Origin of the sequence: Tepidibacter thalassicus DSM 15285 (genome assembly GCF_900129915.1) — a bacterium.
In the GTDB taxonomy this organism is placed as follows: domain Bacteria; phylum Bacillota; class Clostridia; order Peptostreptococcales; family Peptostreptococcaceae; genus Tepidibacter; species Tepidibacter thalassicus.
In genome coordinates this window covers 137699-159096 of record NZ_FQXH01000007.1, presented here as the reverse complement: position 1 = coordinate 159096, position 21398 = coordinate 137699, and the positions used below count along the sequence as shown (strand labels likewise).

At 27.3% G+C, this 21398-nt stretch carries 22 protein-coding genes; all 22 read left to right on the top strand.

Features of this window, described 5'->3' with window-relative positions; translation table 11 throughout:
- Window positions 1-2 precede the first annotated feature (2 nt).
- The 22 genes from xseB to BUA19_RS03675 all read left to right on the top strand — a co-directional run bounded on the left by xseB (window position 3) and on the right by BUA19_RS03675 (window position 21397).
- Window positions 3-215, top strand: a complete 213-nt coding sequence (xseB, locus tag BUA19_RS03780; protein ID WP_242939231.1) for an exodeoxyribonuclease VII small subunit — start codon at window positions 3-5, stop codon at window positions 213-215.
- Between the two features lies 1 nt (window position 216).
- A complete protein-coding gene (locus BUA19_RS03775) occupies window positions 217-1107 on the top strand; it encodes a polyprenyl synthetase family protein (RefSeq protein WP_072723829.1) in 891 nt (296 codons plus the stop codon).
- Between the two features lie 14 nt (window positions 1108-1121).
- Window positions 1122-1571 (top strand): divergent PAP2 family protein, encoded by a 450-nt coding sequence (locus BUA19_RS03770; RefSeq protein ID WP_072723827.1) that lies wholly within the window; start codon window positions 1122-1124, stop codon window positions 1569-1571.
- 123 nt (window positions 1572-1694) lie between these two features.
- Entirely contained in the window at window positions 1695-3560 is a 1866-nt protein-coding gene (gene dxs / locus BUA19_RS03765) for a 1-deoxy-D-xylulose-5-phosphate synthase (protein ID WP_072723825.1), read from the top strand.
- Between the two features lie 8 nt (window positions 3561-3568).
- Window positions 3569-4369, top strand: coding sequence for a TlyA family RNA methyltransferase (locus BUA19_RS03760; RefSeq protein WP_072723823.1), 801 nt, complete (start codon window positions 3569-3571; stop codon window positions 4367-4369).
- A gap of 15 nt (window positions 4370-4384) precedes the next feature.
- Window positions 4385-4831, top strand: coding sequence for an arginine repressor (locus BUA19_RS03755; RefSeq protein ID WP_207645967.1), 447 nt, complete (start codon window positions 4385-4387; stop codon window positions 4829-4831).
- A 14-nt stretch (window positions 4832-4845) separates the two neighbouring features.
- Entirely contained in the window at window positions 4846-6534 is a 1689-nt protein-coding gene (gene recN / locus BUA19_RS03750; RefSeq protein WP_072723815.1) for a DNA repair protein RecN, read from the top strand.
- Between the two features lie 116 nt (window positions 6535-6650).
- A complete protein-coding gene (spoIVB, locus tag BUA19_RS03745; RefSeq protein ID WP_072723813.1) occupies window positions 6651-7664 on the top strand; it encodes a SpoIVB peptidase in 1014 nt (337 codons plus the stop codon).
- Window positions 7665-7777: 113 nt separating this feature from the next.
- On the top strand, window positions 7778-8590 hold the full coding sequence (gene spo0A, locus BUA19_RS03740) for a sporulation transcription factor Spo0A (protein ID WP_072723811.1): 813 nt from the start codon (window positions 7778-7780) through the stop codon (window positions 8588-8590).
- A gap of 171 nt (window positions 8591-8761) precedes the next feature.
- Window positions 8762-9883 (top strand): putative cytokinetic ring protein SteA, encoded by a 1122-nt coding sequence (gene steA, locus BUA19_RS03735; RefSeq protein WP_072723809.1) that lies wholly within the window; start codon window positions 8762-8764, stop codon window positions 9881-9883.
- 12 nt (window positions 9884-9895) lie between these two features.
- Window positions 9896-10762, top strand: a complete 867-nt coding sequence (locus BUA19_RS03730; RefSeq protein WP_072723808.1) for a copper transporter — start codon at window positions 9896-9898, stop codon at window positions 10760-10762.
- A 14-nt stretch (window positions 10763-10776) separates the two neighbouring features.
- Window positions 10777-11451: a glycosyltransferase family 2 protein gene (locus BUA19_RS03725; protein WP_072723806.1), complete on the top strand. Its 675-nt coding sequence runs from the start codon at window positions 10777-10779 to the stop codon at window positions 11449-11451.
- A 1-nt stretch (window position 11452) separates the two neighbouring features.
- On the top strand, window positions 11453-12256 hold the full coding sequence (locus BUA19_RS03720; protein WP_072723804.1) for a glycosyl transferase: 804 nt from the start codon (window positions 11453-11455) through the stop codon (window positions 12254-12256).
- A 14-nt stretch (window positions 12257-12270) separates the two neighbouring features.
- Window positions 12271-13338 carry a DUF3866 family protein gene (locus BUA19_RS03715; protein ID WP_072723803.1) on the top strand — a complete coding sequence of 356 codons (1068 nt, stop codon included), beginning with the start codon at window positions 12271-12273 and terminating at the stop codon, window positions 13336-13338.
- Between the two features lie 2 nt (window positions 13339-13340).
- A complete protein-coding gene (locus BUA19_RS03710) occupies window positions 13341-13871 on the top strand; it encodes an NUDIX hydrolase (protein WP_072723801.1) in 531 nt (176 codons plus the stop codon).
- 66 nt (window positions 13872-13937) lie between these two features.
- A complete protein-coding gene (locus tag BUA19_RS03705) occupies window positions 13938-14555 on the top strand; it encodes a hypothetical protein (protein WP_072723799.1) in 618 nt (205 codons plus the stop codon).
- A gap of 15 nt (window positions 14556-14570) precedes the next feature.
- Window positions 14571-15452, top strand: a complete 882-nt coding sequence (locus BUA19_RS03700) for a tyrosine-type recombinase/integrase (protein WP_072723798.1) — start codon at window positions 14571-14573, stop codon at window positions 15450-15452.
- A gap of 111 nt (window positions 15453-15563) precedes the next feature.
- Entirely contained in the window at window positions 15564-16736 is a 1173-nt protein-coding gene (locus BUA19_RS03695; protein WP_072723796.1) for a phosphopentomutase, read from the top strand.
- Between the two features lie 43 nt (window positions 16737-16779).
- Window positions 16780-17601, top strand: coding sequence for a purine-nucleoside phosphorylase (locus tag BUA19_RS03690; protein WP_072723794.1), 822 nt, complete (start codon window positions 16780-16782; stop codon window positions 17599-17601).
- Window positions 17602-17612: 11 nt separating this feature from the next.
- The gene (locus BUA19_RS03685) at window positions 17613-18440 is read left to right on the top strand and encodes a purine-nucleoside phosphorylase (protein ID WP_072723792.1); all 828 of its coding nucleotides are present in this window, start codon (window positions 17613-17615) and stop codon (window positions 18438-18440) included.
- 344 nt (window positions 18441-18784) lie between these two features.
- On the top strand, window positions 18785-20110 hold the full coding sequence (locus BUA19_RS03680; protein WP_072723790.1) for a pyrimidine-nucleoside phosphorylase: 1326 nt from the start codon (window positions 18785-18787) through the stop codon (window positions 20108-20110).
- Between the two features lie 255 nt (window positions 20111-20365).
- Window positions 20366-21397: an energy-coupling factor ABC transporter permease gene (locus tag BUA19_RS03675; protein ID WP_072723789.1), complete on the top strand. Its 1032-nt coding sequence runs from the start codon at window positions 20366-20368 to the stop codon at window positions 21395-21397.
- Window position 21398 lies beyond the last annotated feature (1 nt).

Sequence of the window (21398 nt, the reverse complement as noted above, 5' to 3'; positions counted from 1 at the left end):
TTGTGAAATATGAAGAAGCTTATAAGCGATTAGAGGAAATACTTGAAAAATTAGAAGGGGAAGCAGTTTCCTTAGATGAATCGTTAAAACTTTATGAAGAAGGTATTAAGTTATATAGGTATTGTAATAATTTATTGGAAACTGCTGAATTTAAGATAACAAAATTTTCAGATGAAGATTTTGAAGAATTAGAGTTTGAATATGGGGAGGATTAATATGGAGTTTAAGAAGGAATTTAATAGTAAAAAGGAATATTTTGAAAAAGAACTTAAAAATTATATACCTAAGATAGAGGGATATCAAAAGGTATTATTTGAGTCTATGAAGTACAGTTTAGATGCTGGGGGAAAAAGACTTAGACCAATACTTTTAATGGAGAGTACTTCTTTGGTTGGAGGAGATGTTGAAGAATGTATTCCTTTTGCGTGTGCAATTGAAATGATACATACATATTCTCTGATACATGATGACTTACCGGCGATGGATGATGATGATTTAAGAAGAGGAAAACCTACAAATCATAAAGTTTTTGGAGAAGGTATAGCAGTTCTTGCTGGTGATGGGCTTTTAAATTATGCTTTTGAGATTATGATTAATCATTCATTAAAATATGAAAAAGAAAGTTATAAGTATTTAAAGGCTATGAATGAAATAGCTAAAGCTGCAGGAGTATATGGAATGATTGCAGGGCAAGTTGTGGACTTGGAGAGTGAAAATAAAAAAATTGATAAGGATACTTTGGATTTTATCCATATGAATAAAACATCTGCAATGATTATTGGTGCTTTAAGAGCTGGAGCTATAATAGGAGGAGCAGATGAAGAACAATTAGAGAATATAACTGCTTATGCAAAAAATATTGGACTTGGATTTCAAATAGTTGATGATATATTAGATATTATTGGAGATGAATCAAAACTTGGAAAAAATGTTGGAAGTGATTTGGAAAATAATAAATCTACATATCCATCATTGTTTGGAATTGAAGAATCAAAAAAGATTGCTAAAAATCTTATAACTGAAGCTAAATATTATATATCGAATTTTGGAAATAAAGGTGATTTCTTGAAATGTTTAGCCGATTATATTGTTGATAGAGATTATTAATAAGGAGGATTTTAATGTCTTTTTTTGAAGGGTTATTAAATAATGATGTTTTTATGGTTTGTTTTACAGCTTGGTTTATAGCTCAGCTTCTAAAGGTCGTAATTACATTTGTATTTGAAAAGAAAATTGATATTTCAAGATTTGTAGGTTCAGGAGGAATGCCTAGTTCTCACTCTTCTTTTGTAACGAGTTTGGCAACTGGTGTAGGAATAAAAAAAGGATATGACTCTGTTGAATTTGCATTATCTTTAGTTTTAGCTTTAATAGTAATGTATGACGCAGCTGGAGTTAGGAGAGCTGTTGGTAAACAAGCTAAAATTTTAAATAAAATGATAGAAGATATTCATGCTCATAAAAAGGATATTTTTACTGAGAAAAGGTTAAAGGAATTAATTGGACATACTCCAGTAGAAGTTATTTCAGGAGCTATACTTGGTATTGTAATTGCAAATATAATGATTTGAAAATGAATTTTTTATATGCTATAATATCTATGTTTTAAGCATATATAATGTGTATGGATATATCCTAGTATAAATACTAGGGTATATTTATATTAAAAAATATTGAGAAAGTAGGATGAAAAAATGTATAAATATTTATACAATGTAAATAGTCCTGAGGATTTGAAAAAGTTAAATATAAATGAATTAGATGTTTTAATTAATGAAATTAGAAAATTTTTGGTTAGGTCGATATCTAAAACTGGTGGGCATTTAGCTTCAAATTTAGGAATAGTTGAACTTACTGTTACTCTTCATTATATATTTAAAAGTCCAAAGGATAAAATAATATGGGATGTTGGACATCAGGCTTATGTTCATAAGATTTTAACTGGAAGAAGAGATAAATTTGATACATTAAGAAAGTTTAAAGGACTTAGTGGTTTTCCTAAAAAATGTGAAAGTGATCATGATATATTTGATACAGGACATAGTTCTACTTCGATTTCAGTTGGACTTGGACTTGCCATGGCTAGAGATATAAAAAAAGAAAATAATTTTGTAATTTCTGTGATAGGAGATGGAGCATTAACTGGTGGCATGGCATTTGAAGCACTAAATCATTTGGGACATATAAAAACAAATATGATAGTTGTTTTAAATGACAATGAAATGTCTATAGATAAAAATGTAGGAAGTGTGTCTAATTATTTATTAAAACTTAGAACTAATAAAGCTTATAAAAAAATTAAAAATGAATTTGAAAATATAACAAATATTATACCTAAAATTGGAAATGCAGTTTATAAGACGGCTGATAAACTTAAAGATAGTGTGAAATACCTTGTGAGTGAAGGTGTTTTATTTGAAGAAATGGGGATAAAATATTTTGGACCTATAGATGGACATAATATTAAAGAATTAATAGAAACTTTTAATAAAATAAAAAGTGTAAATGGACCAGTACTTATACATGTAGTTACTAAAAAAGGAAAAGGATATAGATTTGCAGAAAATGAACCAGATAAGTATCATGGAGTTGGACCTTTTGATGTAGAAAAAGGTATCGAAAAAAGCAATAAAGAAAGTTATTCGGAAGTTGTAGGAAATAAACTTGTATCTCTTGCAAAAGAAAATAAGAAAATAGCTGCAATAACTGCTGCTATGCCATCTGGAACAGGACTTAGTAAATTTAAAGAAATTTATCCAGATAGATTTTTTGATGTAGGGATAGCTGAGGGACATGCAGTTGCATTTGCTGCAGGACTTGCTGCAAATGAAATTAGACCTTATTTTGCTGTATATTCTACATTTCTTCAAAGAGGATATGATCAAATAATACATGATGTTGCTCTTCAAAATTTACCTGTTACATTTTTACTTGATAGAGCAGGGCTTGTTGGTGCAGATGGGGAAACTCATCACGGTGTATTTGATTTGAGTTATTTAAATTCAATACCTAATTTAACAATCATGGCTCCTAAAGATAAATTAGAACTTGAAAAAATGATAGAATTATCTATTGGAATAAAAGGACCTGTTGCGATAAGGTATCCTAGAGGGGAAGCTGTAGAACTTCAAAGTGAAAATATTGATTTAAAATTAGGAAAATGGGAAATGTTGAAAAATGGGAAAGATATAGCGATTATTGCAATAGGAAATGTAGTTAAAAATTCCGTAAAAGCAGCAGATATATTAAAACAAAAAGGATTTTGCATTACTGTTGTCAATGGTAGATTTTTGAAACCTTTAGATGAAAATATGTTGAAACATTTAAGTGAAAAGTACAAATATATATTTACTGTTGAAGATAATGTTTTAACTGGAGGTTTTGGAGAAAAAGTAACTTTTATTTTGTCTAATTTAGAATTTAAGGGTAAAATAGTGAATATAGCACTTCCAGATATTTTTATAGAACATGGAAGTGTAGATATACTTTACAATAAATATGGATTATCTAGTGAAAAAATAGTTGATAGAGTATTAAAAGAAATAAATATAGGAAGGTAATAATTATTATGAAAAAGAGAATAGATATATTGCTAGTAGAACAAGGATATTTTGAGAGCAGAGAACGAGCTAAAAAGGCAATAATGGCAGGGCTTGTGTTTATAGATGGTCAAAGATGTGATAAAGCAGGGACAAGTGTTAAAGAAGACTGTAAAATACAAGTAAAAGGAAATCCTATTCCGTATGTAAGTAGAGGAGGATTAAAGCTGGAAAAATCTATAAAAAATTTTGGTATAGATTTAGAAAACAAAGTATGTTTGGATATAGGGGCATCAACTGGTGGGTTTACAGATTGTATGCTTCAAAATAAAGCTAAAAAGGTTTATTCAATAGACGTAGGATATGGACAGCTTGCTTGGAAATTAAGGCAAGATGATAGAGTTGTATGTATGGAGAGAACTAATATAAGGCATGTGAAATTTGAAGATATAGGAGAATATGCCGATTTTGCATCAATAGATGTTTCTTTTATATCTTTAAAATTGGTACTTCCAAAAGCTAAGGAACTTTTAAAAGATAATGGAGAAGTAGTAGCTTTAATAAAACCTCAATTTGAAGCAGGTAGAGAAAAGGTGGGAAAAAAAGGAGTAGTAAGAGAAAAAGAAACTCACATAGAAGTTATAGAAAAGATAGTAGATTTTGCTGTGGAAATTGGGTTTGAAATTTTGAATTTAGATTATTCGCCAATAAAAGGACCTGAAGGGAATATAGAATATTTATTATACATAAGAAAAAATGAGAACACTGATAAAAAAGAATATAAAGATGTTATTTTAGAAGTAGTAAGTAATTCCCATGTAAATCTTTGATTAGGAGGAATTATTTTGAAAATATCAAGACATAGTAAAATACTTGAAATAATTGAAAATGAAGAGATAGAAACTCAAGAAGATCTTGCGCAAAGGCTTAGAGATAATGGTATAAATGTAACTCAAGCTACAGTTTCGAGGGATATTAAGGAGCTAAAGCTCGTAAAAGTATTGACTGGAGATGGAAAATATAAATATGCAGCATTAAAAAAAGAAAAAAAAGGCTCTTCTGATAGGTTAATTAGATTAATAAAGGAAGTTCTTATAGATTTAGATTCTTCAGAAAATATTGTTTGTTTAAAAACTGTTCCTGGTTCTGCTCAATTAGTAGCCAAAGCTATAGATGAATTGGAGCTTAAGGAAATAGTTGGAACAATAGCAGGTATAGATACAGTATTTATTTTAATAAAGAGTTTAGAGTTTGTAGAAAAAATAAAAGATAGATTTAGGATGTTAATATAGATAGGAGGATTGTGATGATCCTTGAATTATATATAAAAAATTTTGCATTAGTAGATGAGGTAAGATTAAATTTTGAAAATGGGTTAAATATATTAACTGGAGAAACAGGATCGGGAAAATCTATAATAATAGATGCGCTTAATCTATGTTTAGGAGGAAGAAATGATAAATCATTTATAAGAAAAGGGGTTAAAAAGGGTTTAATAGAAGCTACATTTAGCATTTCAAATAAGAAGTTAGTAGATGAACTTTTAGAATATGGAATAGATGTATCGGTAGATGAAAATATAATAATATCAAGGGAAATTTATGCAGATGGAAAAAGTATAAGTAGAATAAATGGAAGAAATGTAAGGCTTTCTTTTTTAAAAAAAATAGGATCCTTTTTAATTGATGTTCATTCTCAACATGAAAATCAGGTGTTATTTAATAAAGAAAAGCATATAGAATTTTTAGATTTATATGGAGAAGAAAAATTAAAAGTTTTAAAAAAAGAATATTCAATTGTTTATAAAAAATATATAGAAATAAAGAATAAATTAAATCTACTTACAGAAAATAAAGATGATATACAAATTGCAAGAGAGATAGATCTTTTAAAGTTTCAAATAAACGAAATAGAGGATGCTAATTTAAGATTAGGCGAATATGAAGAACTTTTAAAACAAAGAGAAGTATATAGAAATAGTGAAAAGATATATACTAATTTGAATAAATCGTATTTTAATTTATACGAATCTAATGTAAATGCATTTGATTTAATTTCAAAAGCGTTAAAATATTTAGGAGATTTATCAGATTTTGATGAAAAGTTAGAAAATTATTATTTAAATTTAGAAGATATAATGTATAGAATTCAAGATTTATCAAAAGATATAAGAGATTATAAAGAAAATATTGATTTTGATATTAAAAGTCTTGATGATATTGAAATTAGAATTGATACAATAAATAATTTGAGAAGAAAATATGGAAATACTATAGAAGAAATTTTAGAATATAAAGAGAAAATTGTTTCGAGATTGAATGAAATATTGAGTAGAGATGAAAAAATAGTGCAATTGAAAGAAAGTTTAAAAAAAATAAAAGAGGATTTAAATGAAAAAAGTAAAGAAATAACTTTAAAACGAAAAAAAATAGCTAAAGAGCTAGAAGATAAAATTTGTAATGAACTTGATTCTTTAAATATGAAAAACGTAAGTTTTAAAGTTTATTTTGGAGAAAGAGAAGATTTTACTCAAAATGGTAAAGATGTTATAGAATTTATGATTTCATTCAATATTGGAGAAGATTTAAAACCTATTTATAAAATAGCATCTGGTGGAGAAATGTCCAGATTTATGTTAGCTCTTAAAACTATTTTATCGGGTATAGATAAAGTAGAAACATTGGTTTTTGATGAAATTGATACAGGAATAAGTGGGATTGCTGCACAAGTTGTAGGAGATAAATTGAAAGTTATATCAAATAAAAAACAAATTATATGTATAACTCATTTGCCTCAAATTGCTGTTAATTCAGATGTTCATTTTAATATTGAAAAAATTGTTCAAAAAGATAGAACTTACACAAGAATAGAAAAATTAAGTGAAGAAGACAAAGTTAAAGAAATTGCTAGATTAATAGCAGGACTTAATATAACACAGAAAACTATGGAACATGCAAGAGAAATACTTCAAATTGCAAAAAATAAAGGCATTTAAATGCCTTTATTTTTTTGTTTTTTTTAACAGTATTATAATTATTTGTTTCGGATATAAATATTAAATTTAAGACAAATTAATAGTGAAAGTAAAATGAATCTAAGGATGTGGTAATAATGACAAAATTTTCTAAAAAGAAAATATTGTTTTTAATTATAACTTTATCTATTATTATGACAACTTTTATATCACTTAATTTATTTACTCAAGCCTATAATAAAGAGAAATTATATTTAGTTCCTCTTGGAAATATAGTAGGGATAAAATTAGATACAAATGGAGTATTAGTAATAGGGATTGATGAAAATTATTTAAAACAAAAAAATAGAGGAATAAAAATAGGCGATATAATTGTAAAAGTAGAAAATATAGAAGTGAACAAAGCTAGGGATATAGAAAAAATATTAAATAGTATAAACAAAGATACTGTAAATATAACTTTAAAAAGGAATGGTTTATATTTGAATAAAAATGTAAAATTATATAAAGATGAAAAAAATGAAAAATATAAAATAGGAGTATGGGTAAGAGATAAAGTGGCAGGAATTGGAACTCTCACTTATTACAATCAAAAGACTAGAGAATTTTCTGCTTTGGGCCATGGAATTACAGATATAGATACTGGGGAATTGATTGAAGTTAAAAATGGTAATTTATACAAACCTAAAACAATAAGGATAAAAAAAGGAATGTCTGGAATGCCTGGAGAAGTAATAGGTGAATTCGAAGAAGATAATATAATAGGAATGTTTGATAGAAATACTTCTTTTGGAATAAAGGGAAAAATTAATAATATTTTTGATTTGAGTTTAGGAAAGCCAATGGAAGTAGCTCATTATTATGAAGTAAAAAAAGGAAATGCATATTTATTATTTCCAGATGAAAATAATAATATAAAAAAATATAAGGTAAAAATACGAAAAATATTTCATCAGAAATCTCCTGAATCGAAAAGTATGATAGTAGAAATAACAGATAGAGAATTACTTGAGTATACAGGAGGTATAATACAAGGAATGAGTGGGGCACCTATAATACAAAATGGAAAATTAGTTGGGGCAATAACACATGTATTTGTAAATGATCCTAAAAAAGGGTATGCAATATTTATAGATTGGATGTTGAATTAAAACTACTTATTATATTTTTTTAAAATTTAAAAATAATTAAGAAGGAAATATAATATAAATGTCGAATTAATTATTTGTGAAAAGTATAAATATTTTTATTGGGGGGTAATTTCGTGAAAGAGAAAATAAAAATTGTTATAGCAGATGATAACAAAGATTTTTGCCAAATTCTTAAAGAATATTTACAAAATGAAAATGATGTAGAAATACTAGGAATAGCAAAAGATGGAGTTGAAGCTTTGGATTTAGTTTCAGAAAAAGAACCGGATTTATTGGTGTTAGATATAATAATGCCACATCTTGATGGATTAGGTGTAATAGAAAAATTAAATTCTATGGATATAAAAAAAATGCCCAAAATTATAATATTATCAGCAGTTGGTCAAGATAAAATTACACAAAGAGCTATAAATTTAGGTGCAGATTATTATATAGTAAAACCATTTGATTTTAGTGTATTTATAAATAGGATAAAAGAACTTGTAGGATATAAGAGTATGTCTGTAATTGAAAAAAATAAGCCATTAATAGATTTTAAAACTGTAAAAAGTGATTTTGTTAGAAATAGCGGAAATATAGAAGCTGAAATAACGAATATAATACATGAAATAGGAGTTCCGGCTCATATTAAAGGATATTTATATTTAAGAGAAGCTATAAAAATGGTAATAGAAAATGTAGAACTTTTAAGTGCTGTAACTAAAGAATTATATCCAAATATAGCAAAGCAATTTAATACTACTCCATCGAGAGTAGAAAGAGCAATTAGACATGCAATTGAAGTAGCATGGAGTAGAGGAAAAGTAGATACTATAAATCAATTATTTGGATATACAGTTCATAACACAAAAGGAAAGCCAACAAATTCAGAATTTATCGCCATGGTTGCTGATAAATTAAGACTTGAGCACAAAGTAGCAAGATAAAGTAAAAAATACCCTTTATTTGTTGATTTTGAAACAACTAAAGGGTATTTTTTACTTTGTTTTTTGTGTTTAATTTATTTACAATTATATGATATAATTAGATTTGTTTAAAATAAAACCATACAAAAAAATGTATTATTTTACATTTTTAATTTAATAAGGAGGAAAATTATGAGGGTAAAAGCTCCGATAAAAATAGATAAAAAAACTAAAAATTTAGCTAAAAGATTAAATGGAGGAGAAATTGCTGTTATAAATCACAAGGATATAGATGAAGTAGCAGCAAATTCTTTAGTAGAGGGTAAAGTAAGAGCTGTAATAAATGCAGATATGTCTATAAGTGGGAGATATCCTAACAAAGGGCCAAATATATTATCTAAAAAAAATATACCCATAGTAGATAATGTTGGAAAAGAAATATTTGAAAAATTAAAAGAAGGAGATATTGTAGAAATAGTAGATAATAAAATTTATTATCAAAGTGAATTAATTGCAGAAGGAGAATTTTTAGATGAAAGTAAAATTAAACAAAAATTAAAGTTGTGTTATGATAATTTATCTAATGAACTTGATAATTTTATAGAAAACACTATTGAATATGCTAAAAAGGAAAAAGGGTTTATATTAGGGGAATTAGAAATACCTAAAATAAAAACGGATTTTAAAGATAAACATGCATTAGTTGTTGTTAGAGGTCAGAATTATAAAGAAGATTTAAGCACTTTAATTTCATATATAGAAGAAGTAAAACCAGTGTTAATAGGAGTAGATGGTGGAGGAGATGCGCTTCTTGAATTTGGATATACTCCTGATATGATAGTAGGGGATATGGATAGTATAAGTGATGAATGTTTAAGAAAATGTAAAGAGATAGTAGTACATGCTTATCCTGATGGAAGAGCTCCAGGACTTAAAAGAATAGAAGAATTGGGATTAGAAGCTGTGGTTTTTCCAGCACCAGGAACAAGTGAAGATATAGCAATGCTTACTGCTTATGAATATGGGGCAAAGCTTATAGTTGCACTTGGAACTCATTCTAACATGATAGATTTTTTAGAAAAAGGAAGAAAGGGTATGGCAAGTACTTTTTTAGTAAGACTTAAAATAGGATCTAAGCTTATAGATGCAAAGGGAGTAAATCTTCTTTATAGGAGTAAGCTTAAAATAAAGTATATATGGGGGCTGATATTGGCAGCACTTTTTCCGGTATGTATAGTTGCTTATTTATCACCGTCTATTCAGCAAATGATAAGGCTTATGCAGTTAAAACTTAAATTATTAATAGAATTTTAAGGAGGGTTTTTTGTGAATATAAATATAAAGTATTTTGTAGTTGCCATGTGTAGTATTTTTATAAGTTTGGGAATTGGGATATTAATAGGATTTAATTTAAATAGCAATGGTATTTTTAATGAACAGCAAACTCAAATAATACAAGATTTAGAAAATAGGTTTGAAATTATTAAAACTGAAAATGAAAAATTAGAGGATAGTATATTAAATCTTACAAAGAAAAATGAAAATCTTAATAAATATATAGAAAATACATTTGATTATGTTATAGATGCAAAATTAGAAGGAAAAAACATAGGTATAGTGAAAACTACTGAAGATTATTTTTATCCTAATGTAAAAGAATTTATAGATAAAGCAAAAGGGAATGTTGTTTTTGATATAGTTATAAAGGATAAATTGTTGGAAGATACAGATTTAAGTGTTTTAAATAAAGAATTTAATATTTCTTTAAATAACAAATATGAATTGGTTAATTATATAATGAAGCTTATATATGAAGATAAAAATGTAGAGTTGTTAAATAAACTTAATGAAAAGGGAATAATAGAGGTAAAAACTTTGAATTTAGATTATGTTAATTTAGATACTGTTATTTTAGAGGGAGGAAGTATACAAAAAAATGAAAGTAAGTTAGAAGTTATAGATAATAATATAATACAATATTTTAAAAATAACAATGTAAAATTATTAGGAGCTGAAAGAAGTGATGTAGAAAATTCGTATATTTCTTTTTATAAGAAATCCAAAATATCTACTATAGATAATTTAGATGAAGTTATGGGTAAAATATCGTTAATTATGGTTTTAGAGGGAAAAACAGGACATTTTGGAATTAAAGATACAGCAGATGAATTTACCCCTTTTGAAATAAAGTAATAAGGAGAGTGTTTATGGTAAGTATAATAATTCCTGCGTATAATGAAGAAGCTAAAATAAAAGATACAATAGAAGGTATTAAGGATTTAAGTTGTATAAATGAAATAATAGTAGTTGATGATGGTTCAAGTGATAATACATTTGAAATAGCATCTTCTTATGAAGCTGTAAAAACATATAAACTTGATAAAAATATGGGAAAGGGATATGCTCTTAATTATGGACTTAAAATAGCGATGAAAAATTCAGATGTAATTGGATTTTTAGATGCAGATCTTGGAAAAACTTCAAGGGAAGTAGAAAAGTTGATATATCCAATATTAAACAATGAATGTGATGTAACTATTGCTAAATTTCCTCCTGCTAAGAAAAAAGGAGGATTTGGATTTGTAAAAAAATTAGCTAAAAGTGGAGTGAAATTTTTAACTGGAGAAGAATTAGATAGTACTTTATCTGGACAAAGAGTATTTAAAAAGGAAGTTTTAAAAGAGTTTAATGAAATACCTTTTGGTTACGGTGTTGAAGTTGGCATGACTATTGATATTATTAATAAAGGGTATAAGATAAAGGAAGTTTTGGTCAATATGACACATAATGAAACAGGAAGAAATTTGAAAGGATTTATTCATAGGGGAAAGCAATTTTATCATATAAACATTATTTTAATAAAAAAAATATTAAGGAGCTGATATGTTGATTTATTTAGTGACTTTGATTGGTTTTTTAGGAACATTATTAATAATTCCTTATTTTAAATCTCTTTTAGTAGAAAGTAATATTGTAAGAAAAAATTATAAAGGAGATTTAATACCTGTATCAATTGGAATAGTATTTTTGCCAATGCTTATTGTAAATTCTTCTATTGTAAGATATTTTTACAAAGATAATCAAATATATATATATTTATTTGGAATAATAGCCATGGCATTTATAGGAATTATAGACGATCTTATTGGAAATAGAGATGTATCAGGACTTAAAGGACATTTTAAAAGTTTATTTAAAGGAAGACTTACAACGGGTGGATTTAAAGCTTTATTTGGAGGGTTTGTAGCGTTATTTATATCAGTAAGTATATCTAATAGTATTATAGACATAATAATAAATACTCTGTTAATTGCATTATTTACGAATTTAATAAATTTATTAGATTTAAGACCAGGAAGAGCTATAAAGGGATATATATTGATTTCTCTAATAATTTTATTTAGTGTATCTTTGTATTATCAAAAGATATTAATAATGTTACTTTTTTCAAATGTATTGGCTTATTTTAAAGAAGATTTAAAAGCAAAAGCTATGATGGGAGATGCAGGTTCTAATGTTCTTGGGATTTCTTTAGGTATAATTGTAGCTGGTAATTTTTTGTTTATTACGAGAGTTATAATTTTAATTTTGTTGATAATTGTTCATATAATTACTGAAAAGTATTCTCTTACTAAAATAATTGAAAATAATAAAATATTAAACTATATAGATATGTTAGGAAGGTAAAGAGGGTTTATATTATGATAAGTAAAAAAATAGGAATAGTGGATTGTATAATTAGTAAAAGTGAAGAAATAGAAGAATTAAAAGTTAAAATAGGAGATAAAATAGAAAAGGCAATAAATTATCCAAAAATAAATGGAAGTGTAAACATTAATGATGAAGTGCTTCTCAATACAAGTGCAGTAGAGTTAAGTCTTGGAACAGGAGGGTTTCACTTTGTAATCGCTAATTTGAATAATTTAGAAAGTAAAATGAGTGATGGTGGACATATAATGAAGTTGAGATATACACCTCTTCAAGTAAAAACATTTGCTGTAGAAGAACAAGAGAGTGTGTATCATGAAAAAATTAAAAATTTTAAATCGTTGGATAATCTTCCAGTAGTTGTAGGAACATTACATAGTATGTTAGTTCCGTTTATAGCTTCATATAAAAGAAAGCATAAAAATAAAAAGATAGCTTATATAATGACAGATGGTGCAGCTCTTGCAATTTATTTAAGCAAAAATGTAAAAATTTTAAAAGATAAAGAGCTTTTAGATGCGACTATAACTATTGGAAATGCTTTTGGAGGAGATTATGAATGCATAAATATATATACAGCTTTGATAACGGCAAAAGAAGTTATTGGTGCTGATGTAGTATTTGTATGCATGGGACCTGGAATTGTAGGAAGTGGAACAAAATATGGATTTTCTGGAATAGAGCAAGGACATATACTTGATGCAGTTAAAAAGCTTAAGGGAAAAGCTATAGCTGTACCTAGAATAAGTTTTGCTGATAAAAGAGATAGACATTTTGGACTTAGTCATCATTCTATAACTATTTTAAAAGAAATAGTTAATAATAAAGTTATAGTTCCAATAAATATACAAGATATTGATAAAAAAAAATATGTAATTTCTCAAATAAAAGAACATAATATAGATAAATTGCATGATGTAGTATTTATAGAAAAAGATACAACAAAAGAAGATTTAAGTTTTTTTGGTTTAAAAGTAAAAAGTATGGGAAGAAGCTATGAAGAAGATGAGGAATTTTTTAAATCTGCTAGTGGAGCTGCTTATTACATATTGGAGGGATAAGTATGATTTTAGAAGAAAAGACCATGAGTTCAGAGAAAATATATAATGGAAAAATCATAAATTTAAGGGTAGATACTGTGGAGCTTCCTGAACATAAATATCAAAAAAGAGAAATTGTTGAGCATCCTGGAGCAGTTGCTATTTTAGCGGTAAATGAAAATAAAGAAATAATATTTGTAAAACAGTTTAGAAAAGCTGTTGAGGAAATATTGATAGAGATTCCAGCTGGCAAGTTAGAAAAAGGAGAAGATCCAAAGGAATGTGCTATTAGAGAGTTAAAAGAAGAAACTGGATATGAAGCTGAAAATATTGAATTTTTAAGTTTGTTTTATACATCTGCTGGATTTTCAAATGAGAAAATGTACCTATATTTGGCTACGGGATTAAAAAAAGGTGAATGTTGTCCAGATGAGGATGAATATATTGAAATTTGTGAAGTGAAAATAAGTAAAGCATTAGATATGATAAAAAAAGGTGAAATAAAAGATGCTAAGACAATGGTAGGAATTTTATTATCAAAAGATTTAATATAAATTTTTGTAATATACCCCTTATTTTTAACATAAAATTATGTAAAGTTAAAAAAAGGGGGTTTTACTTTGGATAAAATATCAAAATTCTTTAGAATGAGATCTAATTATAAAATAACTTTAATATTTTTTATATTTTTATTTAGTTTAGGAATTACTAGTGGAGTTTATTTAAACAAAACATATCCTATTTTAAATAGTTCTATTAAAGATTATATATCTAGGACAAACAGTTATTATACAACTGATTTTAATATATTAAAACTTACTTTTTTGAATTTTAAGAATGATCTTATTTATTTATTTTCTATGTATTTATGCTCACTCATGATATTTACTTGTCCTTTAGTTTTGGTTATAGTTTTTTTAAAAGGATTATCTATAGGGTATACTATAAATACGTTGATATTAATTTTGAAAATGAGTTCTTTGAAAATTATATTTTTAACACTTATAAAAAATATTTTAATTGTACCATTTTCGTTTTTTGTAATTATATTATCATTTAATTATTTTTTAGAAGCTGTTTGTGCAATAAAAATTTGCACTAAGTTTAAAAGTTTAAATTATATGAAGAAATTAATAATAAAGTATAGTATAAATACAGTTGTATTGTTTTTATTAGTATCAATTTTACAAAGCTTAGTTGATGCAGCATCTATATTTATAATACAGAGAATATTTTAATTAGGGGAGTTTAGAATGAATGATATTATAAATAAATATTTAAATTATATAAAGACAAATAGGAATCTTTCGAGAAATACTATAGAGGCGTATAAATTAGATTTAAAAAAATATATGAAGTATTTAAATGATAAAAATATAGATTTTTTACATGTTAATGAAAATGATATATTTAGTTTTTTGATTTATTTAGAAAAAAACAACACATCGGTATCGAGTATTTCAAGGATTATATCTTCTATAAAATCTTTTCATGAATTTTTATTTTTAAATAAATTATGTGAAAGTAATCCAGCGAGAAAATTAAAAAAACCTAAAATTCAAAGAAGTAAAATAGATATATTAACAGAACAAGAAGTCGATTTACTCTTAAATTCCCCAGATACTAATACTATTAAAGGGATAAGAGATAAAGCAATTCTTGAAATGTTTTATGGAACAGGAATGAAGGTTTCTGAATTAGTAGAGCTTAATTTGGATGATTTAAATTTAGATATGGAATATATAATTTGCAAGTCAAATAAAGGCAATAGAGTTATTCCGCTTTCTAGTATTGCCAAAAAATATATTATAAAATATTTATATGAGTCAAGATTAAAAATAGTAAAAAATGAAAATCAAAAATCTTTATTTTTGAATTCAAAAGGAGAAAAATTTACAAGGCAAGGATTGTGGAAAATAATAAAAAGGTATACAGAAAAATTAAATTTAAATAAAAATGTTACACCAACAATACTTAGACATTCTTTTGCAATTCACTTATTAAATAAAGGGGCAAATATAAGTGTAGTAGGCAAAATTTTAGGGAATACTAATTTAAATACTCTTCAAGGATATCTAAATTATTTAAATAAAAATATAAGACAGGAATTAAAAGAAAAACATCCAAGAGGATAAAAATATTTAAAAGTTATAATTGAAATACAATCAAAACAATGATAAAATTTAATTATGCTTGTGAGAAAATGTTAACATAGAATTTTCTCTTTAAAGAAGGAGTTGATACAAATGGATAAAAGAGTAATTTTAATGGTATTAGATAGCGTAGGAATTGGACAACTTCCTGACTCTGAAAAATTTGGAGATGTAGGAGTAAATACATTAGGTAATATAATTAAAACTTATGGAAAGATAAATATACCTAATTTAACTAAAATGGGTATAGGAAATATAGATGGTTTTAATGAAGTTGATCCAGTAGAAAATCCTATAGCTTCTTTTGGAAAATGTAGTGAAGTATCTCAAGGAAAAGATACTACAACAGGACATTGGGAAATGGTTGGACTTAGAGTTGATAAGCCTTTTAAGACATTTCCAAATGGATTTCCAAAGGAAATAATTGAAGAATTTGAAAGTAAAACAGGTAGAAAAGTTGTTGGGAATAAGCCTGCTTCAGGTACAGCAATACTTGAAGAACTAGGAGAACATCATATGAAAACAAAAGATGTAATTGTTTATACATCTGCAGATAGTGTTTTTCAAATTGCTGCACATGAAGAAGTAATTCCTTTAGAGGAATTATATGAAATGTGTAAAATTGCGAGAGAAATAATGAGAGGAGATAATGCAGTTGCTAGAATAATTGCAAGACCATTCGTGGGGACACCTGGAAACTTTACTAGAACTGCAAATAGAAGAGATTTTTCATTAGATCCTTATGAAGATACTATACTTGATAATATAAAAAATAAAGGATTAGATGTAATTGCTGTAGGAAAAATAGAAGATATATTTAATGGAAAAGGTATAACAGAAGCAGTTCATACAAAAAGCAATATGGATGGTGTAGATAAAACAATAGAATATATTAAAAAAGAAAATAAAGGTCTTATATTTACTAATTTGGTAGATTTTGATTCAAAATATGGACATAGAAGAAATGTAGAAGGATATAAAAATGCTATAGAAGAGTTAGATGCTAGAATTCCAGAAATAATTGAAAATATGAGAGATGAAGATATATTAATATTAACTGCAGATCATGGGAATGATCCAACTTATAAGGGAACCGATCACACAAGAGAATATGTTCCTGTTTTAATATATGGAAAAAATGTAAAAAGTGGAGTTAATCTAGGAATTAGAAAAACCTTTGCTGATATAGGAGCAACTGTTGCAGATATATTAGGAGCTACTCTTCCTAAAAATGGAGAAAGTTTTAAAAGTTTAATACTAAAATAATTAGATTTTTATAAAAATAAAATATTACATAGGAGGAATGAAAATGAAAAATTTAAGAGAAAAAATAAATGAAAGTGCAGAATTTATAAAATCAAAAATAGGTACTGAACCAAAGATAGGATTGATATTAGGATCAGGGCTTGGAGTATTAGCAGATGAAATAGAAGATGCTGTAGCAATAAAATATGAAGAAATACCAAATTTTCCAGTTTCAACAGTAGAAGGACATGCAGGACAGCTTGTAGTAGGAAAACTTCAAGGAAAAAATGTGGTAGCAATGCAAGGAAGATTTCACTTTTATGAAGGATATACTATGCAGGAAGCAACATTCCCTGTAAGAGTAATGAAAGCTTTAGGTGTAGAAACTATTATTGTAACTAATGCTGCAGGTGGAGCAAATAAAAGTTATGTTCCTGGAGACTTAATGATAATAAAAGACCATATAAATCTTGGAGGAAATAATCCTCTTATTGGACCAAATGATAAAGAATTAGGAGTAAGATTCCCTGATATGTCAACAGCTTATACTCCGGAATATATAGAACTTGCAAAAGAAGTGGCAAAAGAATTAGGAATAGATGTAAAAGAAGGAGTTTATACGTATTTTACAGGACCAACTTATGAAACTCCTGCAGAAATAAGAATGGTTCAAACTATAGGAGGAGATGCTGTTGGAATGTCAACAGTTCCAGAAGTAATAGTAGCAAGACATTCAGATTTAAAGGTGCTTGGAATATCTTGTATAACTAATATGGCGGCTGGAATATTAGATCAACCTTTAGATCACGAAGAAGTTATAGAAACTACACAAAGAGTTAAAAAACAATTTATATCTTTAGTTAAAACTATATTAGAGAGAATGTAGGGGATTTATATATGAATAAAATCAATGAATCCGTACAGTTTATAAAATCAAAAATAAGTATTGAGCCAAAGATAGGATTGATATTAGGATCAGGGCTTGGAGTATTAGCAGATGAAATAGAAGATGCTGTAGTGATAAAATATGAAGAAATACCAAATTTTCCAGTTTCAACAGTACAAGGACATGCAGGACAACTTGTAGTAGGAAAACTTCAAGGAAAAGATGTAATAGTTATGCAAGGAAGATTTCACTATTACGAAGGATATTCAATGGAGGAAGTGACTTTTCCAGTAAGAGTAATGAAGGTTTTAGGAGTTGAAACTTTAATATTGACAAATGCTTGTGGAGGATTAAATGAGAAATTTTATCCTGGGGCATTAATGTTTATAACTGATCATATTAATTTTACAGGGAATAATCCTCTTATTGGACCAAATAAAAAAGAATTTGGTCCAAGATTTCCGGATATGTCAAAAGCTTATAACAAAGATTTAATAGAACTTGGTAAAAAAATTGCTAAGAATTTGAATATAGAGGTATTTGAAGGAGTATATACTTCTATAAGTGGACCAAGTTTCTTTTCAAAGGCAGAGCTTAAAATGCTTCAAGTATTTGGTTCTGATACTATAGGGATGTCGACAGTACCGGAAGCAATTATAGCAAATCATTGTGGTATGAAAGTACTTGGAATATCTTGCATAACGGATATGGCTATACCGAATAATGAACTTAAGCCTTTAACTCATGAAGAGGTAATGCGTGTTGCAAATGAAACTAGACCTAAGTTTATATCATTAGTTAAAGGTATAGTGAAAGAGATGTTTTTGACAGTTAATTAAAATATTTAAAAATCCACAAAACCATATTGGTTATTTTATGTATTTCTGATTTGATAATATTAGAGTTTGGAGATATTATTTTTAACATACAAGGCAAAATTTCATGGTGTTAAAAAACTTGAAATTATAAATCAAGTAACTACTCTACATTTTCATTATGGAAAATTAGTTACTTGATTTAAAAAAGAGAGGTGAATAAAAGTACCGTTGGCTTGCGGTATAGCATTGTAGAGAGATGCTATTATGTACACTAATATTTGTAAAAATATTGAGTGTATGAATAAAATCTATAATCTTTATATATTTGTTTAGATGTTTATAGATTTTATAAAGCTGTAAATGGTATGAGAATGTACGATATTATAAAGAAAAAAAGAGATGGATATGAATTAACTAAAGAAGAAATAAATTTTTTTGTAGAAGGATACTCTAAGGGAGAAATTCCAGATTATCAAGCTTCTGCACTTGTTATGGCTATATTTTTAAAGAAAATGACTAAAAAAGAAACTGTATATTTAACAGAAGCTATGATGCATTCTGGAGATGTGATAGATTTATCTAAAATAGAAGGAATAAAAGTAGATAAACACAGTACAGGTGGAGTAGGTGATAAAACTACAATTACTTTAGCACCACTTGTAGCATCTTGTGGTGCTCCTGTTGCAAAAATGTCAGGAAGAGGACTTGGTCATACAGGAGGAACACTTGACAAACTGGAATCGATACCAGGTTTATCTATAGAAATGGATCAAGACAAGTTTATAGATAATGTAAATAATCATAAAATAGCTGTTTGTGGACAAACTGCATCTATAGTTCCTGCTGATAAAAAATTATATGCTTTAAGAGATGTTACTGCTACAGTTGATAATATATCATTAATTGCGAGCAGCATAATGAGTAAAAAATTAGCTTCTGGAGCAGATGCTATAGTTTTAGATGTTAAAACTGGAAGTGGAGCGTTTATGAAAGAATTAGAAGATTCATTTGCTTTAGCTAAAGAAATGGTTGATATAGGAAATGGCATGAATAGGGAAACTATAGGGGTTGTTACTGATATGGATCAGCCTTTAGGTTTTGCAGTAGGTAATGCTTTAGAAGTAAAAGAAGCTATAGAAACTTTAAAAGGAAATGGACCAAAAGATTTTACTGAACTTTGTTTGAATTTAGGAGCTTATATGTTAATGCTTGCTAAAATTGCAAGTAGTTATGAAGAAGGAAGGAAAATGCTTGAAGAATCAATATCTTCTGGAAAAGCACTTGATAAGTTGAGAGAGTTTATAGAAATTCAGGGCGGAAATAAAGATGTAGTAGATAATTATGATTTGTTACCTAAAGCTACTAATGTAATAGAAGTAAAATCTCCTAGAAAAGGATATGTAAGCAAAATTGAAGCAGAAACTGTTGGTTTAAGTGCAATGATGTTAGGAGCAGGAAGAGAAACTAAAGAAGATAAATTGGATTTAGGAGCAGGTATAGTACTTAATAAGAAAGTAGGAGATTTTGTTGAAGAAGGGGAAATTTTAGCACATATGTATGTGAATGATACTACAAAACTTGAAAGCGCTAAAGAAAGACTTTTATCAGCATATACTATATCTGATGAGAAACCTGTAGAAAGAAAGTTAATATATGGAATAGTTACAAAAGATGGAATAAAAAGATTTTAAGTAATTTGTTAATATTTAGAATATTATATTGAATTTAGAGTTAGTTTGTGGTAAAATTATGACAAGTTAAGGAAATAGTCATGAAGACTTCAAAAAATATAGCATAAAATTTATGTCATGAAGGCAGCCTAAAAAGGCTGCCTTTATTTATTTAATACAAATTAGCCATGAAGGCTAAAGTAACCTGTGAATAGGTTTGATAATTATTGTGATTTTTTTATCAAAACAAGAATAAGGTTGAAGGGGGATATAATTATGCATATGGCTGATGCTTTGATTTCACCTGCTGTAGGTGGAACTATGTGGGCAGTAACAGTAGGAACTGCTGCTTATTCAATTAAAAAAATTCAAGACGATATTGATGAGAAAAAAATACCTTTAATGGGTGTAATGGGTGCATTTGTGTTTGCAGCTCAAATGATAAATTTTACAATTCCTGCAACTGGTTCTAGTGGACATTTGGGAGGAGGATTACTTCTTGCTATATTACTTGGACCTTATGCGGGATTTTTGACCATGGCTTCTATATTGATAATACAGGCATTGTTTTTTGCAGATGGGGGATTATTAGCATTGGGATGTAATATTTTTAATATGGGATTTTACACATGTTTTATTGTGTATCCTTTGATATATAAACGCATTATGAGAAAAGGTTATTCAGCTACTCATATATTTATAGGAGCAATGGTATCTGCTATTATAGGACTTCAGCTTGGTGCGTTTAGTGTTGTTATAGAAACTTTATTATCAGGTAAAACAGAATTGCCATTTACTACATTTGTTATGTTAATGCAGCCTATTCATTTAGCTATTGGAATAGTGGAAGGGCTTGTAACTGCTGCAGTAGTAGGATTTGTTTATAATAATTTTCCTGAAGTTATAGAGAAGGCAGCTTTGAATCAAGCTTTAGGGGATATTTTTATAAAAAAATTACTTCTTGCAATTGTTGTTGTTACAGTTTTAACTGGAGGGGTTCTTTCTTGGTTTGCTTCTGCATATCCTGATGGACTTGAATGGTCTATGTTAAAAACCTCAGGTAAAGAAGAACTTGAAATACCAAATGGAATTCATCAAGTACTTGAAAAAATTCAAGAAAAAAGTGCATTTTTACCAGATTATAGTTTTAAAACAGATAAAGAAGAATCAGAAGAAACTTGGCCAGCTGTAAGTAGTGGAACTACTGTTTCGGGACTAATTGGAGGTTTAATGACGTTGATTTTAGCTGCTACAACAGGTTTTGTTGTATATAAATTAAAAAAGAGAAAAAAAGCAAATGCTGCTTAAT

Excerpts from the sequence above, each read along its gene's own strand:
- BUA19_RS03700 (WP_072723798.1), top strand. The coding sequence starts at position 14,571 with ATGAATGATATTATAAATAAATATTTAAATTATATAAAGACAAATAGG.
- BUA19_RS03690 (WP_072723794.1), top strand. The coding sequence starts at position 16,780 with ATGAAAAATTTAAGAGAAAAAATAAATGAAAGTGCAGAATTTATAAAA.
- BUA19_RS03675 (WP_072723789.1), top strand. The coding sequence starts at position 20,366 with ATGCATATGGCTGATGCTTTGATTTCACCTGCTGTAGGTGGAACTATG.
- BUA19_RS03695 (WP_072723796.1), top strand. The coding sequence starts at position 15,564 with ATGGATAAAAGAGTAATTTTAATGGTATTAGATAGCGTAGGAATTGGA.
- recN (WP_072723815.1), top strand. The coding sequence starts at position 4,846 with ATGATCCTTGAATTATATATAAAAAATTTTGCATTAGTAGATGAGGTA.
- BUA19_RS03715 (WP_072723803.1), top strand. The coding sequence starts at position 12,271 with ATGATAAGTAAAAAAATAGGAATAGTGGATTGTATAATTAGTAAAAGT.
- steA (WP_072723809.1), top strand. The coding sequence starts at position 8,762 with ATGAGGGTAAAAGCTCCGATAAAAATAGATAAAAAAACTAAAAATTTA.
- BUA19_RS03775 (WP_072723829.1), top strand. The coding sequence starts at position 217 with ATGGAGTTTAAGAAGGAATTTAATAGTAAAAAGGAATATTTTGAAAAA.
- BUA19_RS03725 (WP_072723806.1), top strand. The coding sequence starts at position 10,777 with ATGGTAAGTATAATAATTCCTGCGTATAATGAAGAAGCTAAAATAAAA.
- BUA19_RS03720 (WP_072723804.1), top strand. The coding sequence starts at position 11,453 with ATGTTGATTTATTTAGTGACTTTGATTGGTTTTTTAGGAACATTATTA.
- BUA19_RS03770 (WP_072723827.1), top strand. The coding sequence starts at position 1,122 with ATGTCTTTTTTTGAAGGGTTATTAAATAATGATGTTTTTATGGTTTGT.
- BUA19_RS03760 (WP_072723823.1), top strand. The coding sequence starts at position 3,569 with ATGAAAAAGAGAATAGATATATTGCTAGTAGAACAAGGATATTTTGAG.
- BUA19_RS03685 (WP_072723792.1), top strand. The coding sequence starts at position 17,613 with ATGAATAAAATCAATGAATCCGTACAGTTTATAAAATCAAAAATAAGT.
- BUA19_RS03710 (WP_072723801.1), top strand. The coding sequence starts at position 13,341 with ATGATTTTAGAAGAAAAGACCATGAGTTCAGAGAAAATATATAATGGA.
- spoIVB (WP_072723813.1), top strand. The coding sequence starts at position 6,651 with ATGACAAAATTTTCTAAAAAGAAAATATTGTTTTTAATTATAACTTTA.
- dxs (WP_072723825.1), top strand. The coding sequence starts at position 1,695 with ATGTATAAATATTTATACAATGTAAATAGTCCTGAGGATTTGAAAAAG.
- BUA19_RS03680 (WP_072723790.1), top strand. The coding sequence starts at position 18,785 with ATGAGAATGTACGATATTATAAAGAAAAAAAGAGATGGATATGAATTA.